This window comes from Rhizobium sp. 11_C7_N12_5, assembly GCF_051811145.1.
In the GTDB taxonomy this organism is placed as follows: Bacteria; Pseudomonadota; Alphaproteobacteria; order Rhizobiales; family Rhizobiaceae; genus Rhizobium; species Rhizobium lusitanum.
In genome coordinates, this window is sequence record NZ_JBPWPY010000002.1 from 796,429 (window position 1) to 808,958 (window position 12,530).

Annotated in this window: 9 protein-coding genes and 1 riboswitch; of the genes, 2 read left to right on the forward strand and 7 right to left on the reverse strand. The window is 62.7% G+C overall.

What is annotated here, in order from left to right:
* Positions 1-10: 10 nt before the first annotated feature.
* Together AB8B29_RS22755 and AB8B29_RS22760 are read left to right on the forward strand one after the other, a co-directional pair.
* On the forward strand, positions 11-739 hold the full coding sequence (locus tag AB8B29_RS22755) for an SDR family oxidoreductase (RefSeq protein WP_037197379.1): 729 nt from the start codon (positions 11-13) through the stop codon (positions 737-739).
* Complete coding sequence (locus tag AB8B29_RS22760; RefSeq protein ID WP_037197381.1) at positions 739-2,370, forward strand: FGGY-family carbohydrate kinase; 1,632 nt, start codon at positions 739-741, stop codon at positions 2,368-2,370. The genes AB8B29_RS22755 and AB8B29_RS22760 overlap by 1 nt, the downstream gene beginning before the upstream one ends.
* Positions 2,371-2,558: 188 nt before the next feature.
* On the opposite strand, the gene atzF is transcribed toward AB8B29_RS22760, so the two are convergent.
* The 7 genes from atzF to AB8B29_RS22795 form a co-directional block, all read right to left on the reverse strand.
* On the reverse strand, positions 2,559-4,370 hold the full coding sequence (gene atzF, locus AB8B29_RS22765) for an allophanate hydrolase (protein ID WP_037197382.1): 1,812 nt from the start codon (positions 4,368-4,370) through the stop codon (positions 2,559-2,561).
* Positions 4,370-7,906, reverse strand: a complete 3,537-nt coding sequence (gene uca / locus AB8B29_RS22770) for an urea carboxylase (protein ID WP_092576690.1) — start codon at positions 7,904-7,906, stop codon at positions 4,370-4,372. The genes atzF and uca overlap by 1 nt, the downstream gene beginning before the upstream one ends.
* A 1-nt stretch (position 7,907) precedes the next feature.
* Entirely contained in the window at positions 7,908-8,558 is a 651-nt protein-coding gene (locus AB8B29_RS22775; protein WP_037197384.1) for an urea amidolyase associated protein UAAP2, read from the reverse strand.
* A 15-nt stretch (positions 8,559-8,573) separates the two neighbouring features.
* Positions 8,574-9,392 (reverse strand): urea amidolyase associated protein UAAP1, encoded by an 819-nt coding sequence (locus tag AB8B29_RS22780; RefSeq protein ID WP_037197385.1) that lies wholly within the window; start codon positions 9,390-9,392, stop codon positions 8,574-8,576.
* Between the two features lie 2 nt (positions 9,393-9,394).
* A complete protein-coding gene (locus AB8B29_RS22785) occupies positions 9,395-10,216 on the reverse strand; it encodes an ABC transporter ATP-binding protein (protein WP_037197386.1) in 822 nt (273 codons plus the stop codon).
* Positions 10,213-11,031 (reverse strand): ABC transporter permease, encoded by an 819-nt coding sequence (locus tag AB8B29_RS22790; RefSeq protein WP_037197388.1) that lies wholly within the window; start codon positions 11,029-11,031, stop codon positions 10,213-10,215. Before AB8B29_RS22790 ends, AB8B29_RS22785 begins: the two co-directional genes overlap by 4 nt.
* Positions 11,032-11,093: 62 nt before the next feature.
* Positions 11,094-12,167 carry a putative urea ABC transporter substrate-binding protein gene (locus tag AB8B29_RS22795; protein WP_037197389.1) on the reverse strand — a complete coding sequence of 358 codons (1,074 nt, stop codon included), beginning with the start codon at positions 12,165-12,167 and terminating at the stop codon, positions 11,094-11,096.
* A gap of 74 nt (positions 12,168-12,241) precedes the next feature.
* Positions 12,242-12,355, reverse strand: a riboswitch (guanidine-I (ykkC/yxkD leader).
* Positions 12,356-12,530: the final 175 nt, after the last annotated feature.

The window sequence follows — 12,530 nt, forward strand, 5'->3', positions numbered from 1 at the left end:
AAGGATTGATATGAGACAGGATTTTGCCGGTAAAATCGCCGCCATCACCGGGGCCGCCTCCGGGATCGGGCTGGAATGCGCCAAATCGCTTTTGAACGAGGGCGCCAGCGTCGCCCTCATCGACAGAGCCGAGGATACTCTGAAAAGCCTCTGCGCCGACCTGGGACCGAATGCCCATCCCGTGGTCATCGACCTTCTGAACCCTGCAAGTGTGGCCACCATGATGCCGCAGATTCTGGAGAAATTCGGCAAACTCGACATCTTCCACGCCAATGCCGGCGCCTATATTGGCGGCGAGGTCGTGGATGGTGATCCCGATGCCTGGGATCGGATGCTGGATCTCAATATCAACGCGGCCTTCCGTTCCGTCCGGATGGTGCTGCCGCATATGGTCGAGCGGAAGACCGGCGACATCATCATGACCAGTTCTATTGCCGGCCTGGTGCCGGTGGTCTGGGAGCCGATCTATACGGCCTCGAAACATGCGGTTCAGGCATTCGTCCATACCGTACGCCGCCAGGTCGCCAAGCATGGCATCCGTGTCGGCGCAGTCGCGCCAGGGCCCGTGGTGACCGCGCTGATTAGCGATTGGCCGAAGGCGAAGCTGGACGAGACGATCGCCGCCGGCGGCCTTATGGAAGCGACCGAAGTGGCGGAAGCCGTCCTCTTCATGCTATCGAGGCCACGTAACATTGTCATTCGGGATCTGGTGATCCTGCCTTTAAGTACGGATCTCTGATGACGGCACCTTATTTCATCGGCATCGACGTCGGAACCGGCAGCGCCCGCGCCGGCGTCTTCGACGCGCGGGGACATCTGCTCGCCTCGGCCAAACGCCAGATCACCATCTGGCACGAGGCCGGCAGCATCGTCGAGCAGTCGAGCGAGCAGATCTGGAAGGCCGTTTGCGACAGCGTCAGGGAAGCTGTCGCGACTGCTGGCATAGTGGCAACCGATGTTGCCGGCATCGGCTTCGACGCGACTTGCTCACTTGTCGCGGTCAGGGCGGATGGCGCGCCGGTGGCCGTCGGTCCGTCCGGCGATCCCGCTCGCAATATCATCGTCTGGATGGATCATCGCGCCGCCCGCGAAGCTGAGGAAATCAATGCCGGCAATCATGCCGTGCTGCGCTATGTCGGCGGCCGCATCTCGCCCGAGATGGAGACCCCCAAGCTCCTCTGGCTCAAGCGAAACCTGCCGCAATCTTTCGCAGCAGCCGATCATTTTTTCGATCTTGCCGATTATCTGACCTGGCGCGCGACGGGCTCACTGACGAGATCAATCTGCACGGTCACCTGCAAATGGACCTATCTCGCGCATGAAAAGCGCTGGGACGCCCAATATTTCAGGGATATCGGCGTCGGAGAACTGGCTGACGAGGATTTTGCCAGAATAGGCACTGACATCGTCGAGCCCGGCACTCCCCTGGGGAACGGTCTGAGCGAAGCTGCGGCCCGTGATCTGGGCCTTGCAGCCGGCACGCCCGTCGGCGCATCCCTGATCGACGCTCATGCCGGCGGCGTCGGCACCTTAGGTGGCCAAGACGCCAAGGGGAATGCCGATATCAGCAACAGGCTCGCCTACATCTTCGGCACATCAGCCTGCTCGATGGCCTCAAGCGAGGCGGCGGTTTTCGTCGATGGTGTCTGGGGCCCCTATTATTCGGCTATGGTGCCGGGCCTGTGGTTGACGGAAGGCGGGCAGTCGGCGGCTGGAGCCGCCATCGACCATCTCGTCACCATGCATCCCGCAGCCGACGAAGCGCGGGCGAGGGCCGAGGCGGAGGGCCTCTCGCTGGTCGCCTGGCTCGATCGTCAGGCAGGCGAAGCCTGCAAGAATGCGTCTGACGCGGTCGTGCTCGCCAAATCCATACAGGTGGTGCCGGAATTCCTCGGCAACCGCTCACCCTTCGCTGATCCTGACGCCCGTGCCGTCATCTCGGGTCTGGCGCTGGAGACCGGCATCGACGATCTGGTCGCGCTTTATGTCGCCGGCCTTTGCGGCATCGGCTACGGCCTGCGGCAGCTGCTCGAAAAGCTGTCTCTGGATGGCATCGCGTGCAATCTCATCGTCGCGAGCGGCGGTGCCGCCCAGAGCGGCCTTGTGCGACAGCTTCTGGCCGATACAGCCAACACACCTGTCGCTGTTGCCGACACTGAAGAGCCTGTTCTTCTCGGGGCGGCCATGCTGGGCGCTACGGCCGGTGGACATTATGGCTCGCTCGCGGAAGCGATGGCGGCCATGTCACGGCTGGCGAAATTGTTCTCGCCGGCGCACGGCGCCATCAAGGTGCTGCACGAACGTCGCTATGCCGCTTTCGAACTGCTGCAATCGGCTGATCGGAGCATCCGCTCGTTGATGGCATCGTAGATGCCACCGTGGACGACTCGTCATCCACGGTGGCCGAGATCAGTCAGGAGTCGCTAACACGAGTTTTTTGTGATTGGAGGTCGTGCCTGTCAGGACGGCTGCCACCGATAGCACCGGTTCTCGCTATCAAACCTTCGAGGATGGTTCGCAACGCCTTCATCAGCAATTCCGGCATTTGACTTGCCTCCTCAAGATGCCGGGTCAGCGGCGCTTACATAGCCGCGCCAGCCGCCGAATTCGGTGATATCTCGGGCGTCGGCCACGGCATGGACCTCGCAGAGAAACCCCGAGATGGAACTTCCGTCGTCGAGCGTGATCTTGCCGACGCCCAGCGGTGCCGGAATATTCTGGACGAACCGGGCGAATGCCGCAGGCGGCAGAGCCCAGACCTCAACTTCCACACCCTTGCCGGCAAAACCCGGATCGCGCACCAGTCCCGGCTTTGGCGGGACGGTGCCGGGGAGCGCAAAGAGCCGGTAGCTGCCATCCGTCCGGCAGGTTTTCAACTTACATCCGCCCGGCCGGGTCAGTTCATGGTTGAGCGGCATGCCGGTCAGATGCGCGCCGACGACCACGATTGGAACGAGGTCTTCGGCAGCTGGGGCTACGCGGCTTGCAGCGGGCAGCGCGGCCGTGCGGTCCTTGCCCATTCCAGCGTTCAGGACGCGATGCATGGCGTCGGCGAAGGGCGCCAATGCTTCGTCGGTGAAGGCGGGGCCGACGAGCATCACGCCCGCGGGCAGATGGTCCTTGGCGTCAAAGCCGGCAGGTATGGCGATCGCCGCGCAGTCGAGCAGATTGGCGAAGTTGGTATAGCGACCGAAGTGGCCATTCTTGACGATCGGATCGGCCCGCATCTCCTCGACGGTGTAGGTGGTGGGCGAGGTCGGCAGCATCAGGAAGTCCACCTTCTCCCATTCCACCTTCGTCTTCTGTCGCAAGGCTTCCAACCGGTACCGGCCTTCGAAGGCAGCGACCGCGTCATAGGCCTTTGCCCCTTCGATGATGGTCCGCACAGTCGGATCGAAATCACCGGCATTCGTCTCCAGAAAATCCTTCACCGCCGCCAGCCGCTCGGCGACCCAGGGGCCGTTGTAGAGCAATTCGGCCGCTTGCCGGAAAGGCGCATAGTCGAAGGGTACGATCTCTGCACCCAGCGATTTAGCCCGCTCGATGGCGGCGTCATAGAGAGCTTCGACATCCTTGTTGCCATAGAATTCGCGCTCCACGCCGTCGAGCACGCCGATGCGCGGGCGTGATGATGGCAGGTTTGCCGGCGCGGCCCGCCGCGAGAACGGATCGCGAGCGTCATAGCCTTCCATGATCCTGCGCACGGTAGTGCCGTCTCCCACTGTCGCCGCAAAGACGGTGACGACATCGACGCTGCGGCAGGCGGGCACCACGCCGACATTGGGCACCAGTCCCGGCGTCGGCTTGATGCCGACGAGATTGTTGAAGGCGGCGGGGACGCGGCCCGAGCCTGCCGTATCGGTGCCAAGGGAAAAGCTCGCCAGTCCAGCCGCGACGGCGACGGCCGAACCGGAACTGGAGCCGCCGGAAACGTAGTTGCGGTCGAATACGGAACGCGGTGCGCCATAGGGCGAACGCGTGCCGTTAAGGCCGGTCGCGAATTGGTCGAGATTGGTCTTGCCGATGACGATGGCGCCGGCGGCCTTCAGCCGGGCGACCGTGGTCGCATCCTCTTCAGGATGATAGGCAAAGGCCGGGCAGGCGGCTGTTGTCGGCAGACCTGCGACGTCGATGTTGTCCTTGACCGCGAAGGGAACGCCCCAGAGCGGCAGGCTGTTCGGCTCGGGCACTCTTGCCAACAGCTCGCAGGCTGCCGCGCGCAGATCGTCATCCGGCGTCATGGTGATGAAGATCGCCGGATCGTCCGACGCTTTCCGTCTGGCGATGATCTCCTCCACCAGGTCGAGCGGTGACAGGCCTGCCGCATAGGCCGCTTTCAGCGAAGCGAGATCGAGAATGGTGGGAAGCATCAGATTTCCTCCAGAATGACGAGCACATCGCCGGCTTTGACGTTGTGCCCCGGGCCGGCGCGCAGATCGCGGACGCGCCCGGCGGCATGTGCGGTGACGTTGATTTCCATTTTCATGGATTCGATGATGGCCAATGTATCGCCGGCGGCAACCGGCTGACCCTCTTCGACGAGTATTTTCCAGACGTTGCCGGGTACGGCACTTTCGATGCCGAAACAGCCTTCAGGTATGTCGCCGCCCAATCCGGGGCCGGCTCCCTCGTCGACGGTGAAACTGTCGAGGCCGAGTTCCTTCCAGCGCTGGCGTTCCGCTTCGAAGGCGGCCTGCTGCCTGGATTTAAAAGCGCCGATGGTGGCTGCGTCGCGGGCAAGGCCTGCTTCATAGGCACCGTAGGAAAATTCCGTCTCCTCGATCTTGACGGGATAGCCTCCATGCGGGAAGGCGGCACGTGCCTCCGCCAGTTCCTCATGGCTGACGGGAAAGAAGCGGATCTGGTCGAAGAAGTTCAGCAACCACGGCTTGCCTCGGGCAAAGACCGGTGTCTGCCGCCAGCTGTTCCAGACCTGGATGGTGCGGCCGAAAAGCTGATAGCCACCCGGGCCCTCCATGCCATAGATGCACATATAGGCGCCGCCTATGCCGACGGCATTCTCCGGCGTCCAGGTGCGGGCCGGATTGTACTTCGTCGTCACCAGCCGATGGCGCGGGTCGATTGGGGTCGCGACCGGTGCGCCGAGATAGACGTCGCCGAGGCCGAGCACCAGATAGCTGGCATCGAAGACGATGTCGCGCACGGCCTGCTCGTCGGGCAAGCCGTTGATCCGGCGGATGAACTCGATATTCGATGGGCACCAGGGCGCGTTTGGCCGCACAAGTTCTTGATATTTGCGCATGGCGAGTTCGGCATCCGGATCGTTCCAGGAGAGCGGCAGATGCACGATGCGGCTCGGGACTTTGACCTCCTGCGCTGCCGGGAGGGCCGCCTCGATCTCGGCAAGCAGGCCCAGCAGGCGCGTTCGCGTGAGCGTGGTGCCGTCATAATGGATCTGCAGCGATCGGATGCCGGGTGTCAGGTCGATGATCCCAGGTAAACGGACCTCGATGATCGCCTGCATCAGCAGGTGTATCCGCAGGCGCAGCGCGATATCGAGGGTCATCGCGCCATATTCGACCAGCAGATTGTCGTCGCCTTGGCGGCGATAGACGACGGGAACCGGTCCATGCTCGTTCTGGCCGACGATCGCCGATCCAGCTTCATCACCAATGCGCCGCACCATGGGACCGGCGACAGGATCTTGCGCACGCTCGGTCGGATGAAACCGGATTTTATCGCCGGGCTTGAACTGACCCATTTTCCATTGCTCGTCGCGGGCGATGACGGCAGGGCAGACGAAGCCACCGAGGCTCGGGCCATCGGGTCCGAGAATGATCGGCATGTCGCCGGTAAAGTCGATGGCTCCCACAGCATAGGCATTATCATGGAGATTGGAGGGGTGAAGGCCGGCTTCGCCACCGTCGCTGCGCGCCCATTTGGGTGCTGGGCCGATCAGACGCACGCCGGTGCGGGCGCTGTTGAAATGCACCTCGTATTCGGTCGAGAACAGCGTCTCGATGTCGTCTTCCAGAAAGAAGTCCGGCGCGCCATGTGGGCCATAGAGAACGCCGACCTGCCAGTTGCGGGTCAGCGGCGCCGGTGCCTCAGCTGCTTTGGCGGGCAGTTGCGGTGCGCGGGCCAGCCGCAGCACATGGCCGGTCTGGAGCGTGCCAATGGCGTGGCCGCCGAATTTCCCGAGGCCGAAGGTCGCTCTCGAACCGAGGGTGACAGGGGCTGCTAAGCCGCCCGCAACCGCGAGATAGGAGCGCTGGCCGGCACCCTCTATCGCGCCGATCACAAGCGTTTGTCCCGCCTTGATGGTGACGGCTTCGTCATGCGGCAGAGGGAGGCCGTCGAGGCTCATCGGCATGCGCGCGCCTGCGAGAGCAATGGTGATGTCCGAGAAGATCTTGAGTATCGGGCCGGATACGGTGAGTTCCAGCGCCGCCGTCTCATCGGCGTTGCCGACGAGCCGATTGGCATGGCGGAACGAGCGCTCGTCCATCGGGCCGCTCGGCGGCACGCCGACATGCCAGAGGCCGAGCCGGCCGGGTAGCTCCTGTATGCTCGACTGCGCGCCCGGCGCAACAACTTCTATGATGTCGGGCACGAAGGCGAAATCCTTGAGCGCAGTCGTCGCCACATCGCCGCTTGAGAGCAGATCCGATCCCGCAATCGCCTTGAGATAGTCGAGATTGGTCTCAATGCCGGCGATGGCGCTTTCCGCAAGCGCGTGCTTCAACTTCTCGATCGCGGCAGGTCGGTCTTCGGCCGTGACGATCACCTTGGCGAGCATTGGGTCATAGAAGGGCGTAACTTCCGTGCCGGTCTCGATCCAGGCATCCACGCGCGCACTCGCCGGGAAGGCGACTTCCGTCAGCAGACCGGCACTGGGCCGGAAGCCGGCATGCGGCATCTCGGCATAGATGCGAGCCTCGATCGCAGCGCCGCTTGGAGTCAGATGGTCGTTGCCGGTGATCACATCCTCGCCGGCCGCCTGGCGAATCATCCATTCGACGAGATCGACGCCGTATACGGCTTCCGTGATCGGATGCTCGACCTGCAGGCGGGTATTGACCTCGAGGAAGTAGAATTCCTCGCGCAGCGGATCGTAGATGAATTCCACCGTCCCGGCGGATTGGTAGCGCGCGGAGGTGCCCAGCGCCACGGCCGCGGCGTGCAGACGCTCTCGCACCGCGGGCGAAAGACCGGGGGCGGGGGTTTCCTCGATCACCTTCTGGTTCCGGCGCTGCAGCGAGCAGTCGCGCTCGCCGAGCGCGATCACCCGTCCCTCGCCATCGCCGAAGATCTGCACCTCGACGTGACGGGCCTTGGAAACGAAGCGTTCGAGATAGACGCGCGCGTCGCCGAAACTTGCCTTGGCCGTGCGCTGCACGCTTTCGAAAGCCGCCTTCAGACTATCGGCATCCTCGCAGAGCTGCATGCCGATGCCGCCGCCGCCTGCTGTCGATTTCAGCATGACCGAGTAGCCAATCTCCGCGGCGGCCGCTAGCGCCGCCTCGCTCGTGTCGACAAGACCGCTGCCCGGAAGCAGGGGTACGCCGCTGGCACGCGCCAGCTCGCGCGCCGTGTGCTTCAGGCCGAAGGCGGCAATGTTTTCCGGCGTTGGGCCGATGAAGACGATGCCCTCCGCGGCCAGCCGCTCGGCAAAACCGATGTTTTCCGACAGGAAACCGTAGCCAGGATGGACGGCCTCGGCGCCAGTCGCTTTGCAGGCGGCGATGACGGCATCGACATTAAGATAGCTCTCGGAGGCGGTTGCCGCACCGAGCCTTACGGCCTCGTCGGCCATCAGCGATGCCTTGGAAAACCGGTCGGCGTCGGAATAGACGACGACGGAGGCGATGCCCATGCGTTTCAATGTCCGGATGATCCGGACGGCGATTTCGCCTCGGTTGGCGATCAATATCTTTTTGAACATCTCAGGCCTCACCGTCCCAGACGAGAACCCGGATCGGCGTCGGATCGAAACCGTTGCAGGGATTGTTGATCTGCGGGCAGTTGGAGATGACGAGCAGCACGTCCATCTCGGCCTTCAGCTCGACATAGTCACCAGGCGCGGAAATACCGTCGACGATCGTCATCTCGCCGGATGGTTCGATCGGCACGTTCATGAAGAAATTGATGTTGGGCACGACGTCGCGCTTGCTCATGCCGTGCTTGGAGACCTCCAGAACGAAATTGTCGCGGCAGGCATGGAGATACTTCGTGCCATGGCCGAAGCGCACCGTGTTGCTCTCGCAGGAGCAGGCGCCGGCCGAGGTGTCATGGCGCCCGCAACTGTCGGCGCTCATGGTCAGCATCACTCGCCCCTCATTGGAGACGATCCGGGTGCCTGTGGTGATATAGGCGGCACCCTGCTCGCGCATCGTGTCCTGGCTGGAATAGCGCTCGGAGTGGTCTTCAGCGTTGTAGAATAGCGTGTCGATCGCCTGCTGGCCGTAGCTATCCTCGATGCGCAGCGTCTGGCCCTTGCGGATCACGGTTGAGAAGGGCGCTTCGGCCGGGATGAAGTGATCCTGCGCGGCGTTATCGAGGGTGCGGCTGGATGCGGTCTGGATGAATGGGGTCACGATATTGCTCCTCGCTCAGATCGCTGCCAGCGCGTTGTTTTCAAAGCCGCGCACGGCTTCGGCGGTTGCCGTCCGGCAAATGTCGTCCGCGCGTGGCTCGGTTGCTGCGATGCGGGTGACCGTTACCGGATTGGGCCGGTAGTCGGGGTTGGGGTCGAGCGGATGCGGGCAATTGGAGAGGCCGACGATGATTTCCATCTCGGCGCGAAGCTCGATGTAGTCGCCCTCATGACGAAGCTCGGGTCTCCATTGGAACTTGCCGTCCTGGTCGACGCGGACGGGGGCAAAGAGCGAAAGCGCCGCCGGGATGTCTCGCCGCTCAAGCCCGGCCTTGGTCGCAAGCAAAACGAGGTTGTCGCGGGTGTTGCGCGTACCCTCGCCATATTTCGTGAGATTCGACGTGGCCGTGGAGCCGCCCATAAGGCAATCATGAGCGCCGGAGGAATCCTCGATCACGGAAAACATCACCCGGCCCATATCGGAGAAGATCACCCGGCCTTTCGAAAGGGCGGTGGTCCACTGCATTTTCACGGTGTCGGGCAGGTTCAGCCGCTCGCTTGTTTCGGCCGCATTCCATGCGACGAGCGTTACCGTCGAGAAACCCTGCTGCTGGGCGATGCGCAACGTCTCGCCGCGCTTGATGCGGGTCGACCAATACCAGCCGCCCGGTATGACCTCCTGATGAATGACGCGAACTGCGTCGACAGGCGGGGCGGGAAGGGGGCTTGGCGCGGGCAAGGCCTTGGGCGCGAACTCCAGTCCTTTCCTTTGATGTTCCTCATAGCGTGCGCGATTGGCGGCGATTTCTTCCGGCGAACGTCTGACGTGTTGCATGGCTAGATGTCTCCCAGTGGTGCCAGGTCGTCCCGGCGGTGCCCCGGGGAAGCGACCGGGCCGTCCCGGTCGGGGCTGAAGATCGAGGCTGCGCCGGCGATGCGCGGCGGCCAGATGGAAATGTCCTTGGTGATGGTCGCGCCGTAGCGCTCCTTTTCTTCCGGCCGGTCGCGGCGGCGCTCGAAGGCGACGACGCGGGTGGCGAGCGTGAAGGCTTCGCGCATGTCATGGGTCACCATGACGACGGTCATCTGCGTCTCGTGCCACAGCCGCTTCATCAGCGTATGGATTTCGGCGCGGATGCCGGGATCGAGCGCACCGAAGGGCTCATCGAGCAACAGGACCTTCGGCCGCATGATGAGCGCCTGGGCAAGTGCCAGGCGCTGCTGCATGCCGCCGGAAAGCTGGGCCGGATATTTGTTCTCCGCGCCAGCCAAGCCAACCTCGGCGATCAGCTGACGAGCTTCATCGAGGGCGCTCCGGCGCGCTGCACCAAGGAGCCTTGCCTTATAGCGGGCGGCGGTGAGTTCCTTTCCGAGCAGCACATTGCCGAGCACTGTCAGATGCGGGAAGACCGAATAGCGCTGAAAGACCACGCCGCGATCCGCACCTGGCTCTGACGGCAACGCCACGCCGTCGAGAAGGATATTGCCCCTGGTTGGCTGCTCCTGCCCCAGCAACATGCGCAGAAAGGTCGACTTGCCGCAACCGGAGGGGCCGACCAGCGCGACGAAGGCGCGCGAATCCACGGTCAGCGACACGTCCTCAAGGACGATCTGGTCGCCATATTCCTTCCAGACCTTTTCGATCCTGAGCGCGCTCATGCCTGCTTCTCCAGCTCCGACCACGGGAAGACGGCAATGCGGATGCGATCGAGGAGATAGTTCATGAGCACGGCGAGCAGCGTGATCCAGACGACATAGGGAAAGATCACGTCCATCGACAGGTATCGGCGAACGAGGAAGATGCGGTAGCCGAGGCCGGCATCCGACGAGATCGCTTCAGCCGCGATCAGAAACAACCAGGCCGGGCCGAGCTGCAATTTTAGGCAGGTGATCAGCCGTGGCAGGATCTGCGGCAGCACGACGCGAAGAGCGATCTGCCAGGAGGAGCCGCCGAGCGTTTCGGCCTTGACGATCTGCTCGCGCGGCAATTCCAGCGCCTTCAGTGCCAGATCGCGTATCATCGTCGGGGTGACGCCGATGACGATCAGCGCGATCTTCGATGTCTCTCCCAGGCCCATGGCGATGAAGAGGATCGGCAGAAGCGCCAAGGGTGGCACCATCGAGATGACGGCGACAAAAGGCGAGAGCAGGGCTCTGAGATAGGGCAACATGCCGATGAGCATGCCCAAGCAAAGCGCGATCGCTGTGGATATGCCGAGACCGGATAGCAGCCGCACGAGGCTCGCCCCCGTATCGGACCATAGCAGATAATCTCCCGTGCGCGGGTCGGCGATGAAGGCCATGCGGTTGATCGCATCGGCAAAGCCGGCAAGATTGGGCAGCAGCTTGTCGTTGGCGTTTTCGGCAAGCCGCGCGGCCGAACCGATGGCATAGGCGACGATCAGCAGCGCAAAGGGCAGCAGCGTCAAGGCAAGCTGCGCGCCCGGGCTCGGCCTGGTGTTGATCCAACGCATGAACAATGCTCCGCGAATGAAGGAACGGGGCGGCGCTATCGCGCCGCCGATGGATCTTTCGCTCAGAGCGAGGCGTCGGCGGCTGCCTTCATGTAGCTCTCGGTGAAGCGCAACTTGACATTCTTGCTGTCGCCGAGAACCTTGCCATCGGGCATTTCGATGCCGATGACATCGGCGGAAGCAGCGCCATTGCCGAGCAGGCCCTTCTGGAACAGGAAGTTGCGCACGAGATCCATCGTCTTCGGCAGGCTCGGCGATGCGGTGAAGGCGACGGCGTCTGAGGGCTTGTCGAAGAGCTTGGTGGCTGCAAGCTGGGCCTCGAAGCCCTTGATATCCGTGCCCGAGGCCGCGCCCATCGCCTCGCGGGCAGCCTTGCCTTCCGCCGTGTCGGCCTTCATCAGCGCCGCCGTTTCATACCAGATGCCGGCCAGTGCCTTGCCGAAATTCGGGTTGTCCTTGAGTACGTTGCTGTTGGCGACCATCAGGTCGATGATCTCGCCCGGCACCTGCGAACTGTCGAACACCTTCTTGGCGGTGGGGTCCTCAAGAATGGTCGAGACCAAGGGGTTCCAGGTCACGACGGCGGAGACATCAGGTGTCTTGTAGGCCGCGACCATGTCGGCGTCCGAGGTGTTGACCACCTTCACGTCGCGTTCGGTCAGCTTGATGCTGTCGAGCGCGCGGGCGAGCAGGTAGTGGGAGACCGAATATTGGACGAGATTGATGTTCTGGCCCTTGATATCGGCAAGGCTTGTCTTGTCCTTGAGGATCACGGCATCATTGCCGTTGGAGAAGTCGCCCACGATGACGGCAGTCGTGTCGACGCCGCCCGCCGCTGGGATCGACAGGCCGTCCATGTTGGTGAGCGTCACGGCATCGAAGGCGCCTGCCGTGTACTGGTTCATCGATTCGACATAGTCGTTGAACTGGGTGACGTCGATGCTGATGCCGTATTTGTCGGCCCATTTCTTGACGATGCCGTGGTCGGCGGCATAGCCCCAGGGCATCCAGCCGACATAGATCGACCAGGCGACCTTGAAGCTGGTCTTGGGTGCTGCGCTGGCGGCGGAGCCGAGCCCGAGAGCCAGCGATACCGAAAGAGCGGTTACGGAAAGGATCTTTGAAAAAGTCTGCATAGAAATTCCCCTTTTGCTTTTCGTCAAAAGGGATCGGCAAAGACCATCGCGCCGCCAATCCCTTGGCTTACGAGGTCTCCCGGGCTTTTGTCCCGCCGTGCATCCGGTGGGATTTCTCTCCCGACCGGTGGCAGCTCTCGGACCAGTCACGCTCCCAATGGAGCGCCGGAACCCTAGCCACCAACTCAACGGTAACGAAGCAAGTGGCGTGCCAAATCACAACTCATTGATTTTATTTGGTGATGTGATTGAGCGGCAATTTCTGAAATCAATAGTGCATGCACTTGCGCGAAAAATGTGCAGTTTCTGACGAATCTTCCGGCAATGAGGGGCTGTGTGCAATCGCTCGCCTTTCCGTGGAGC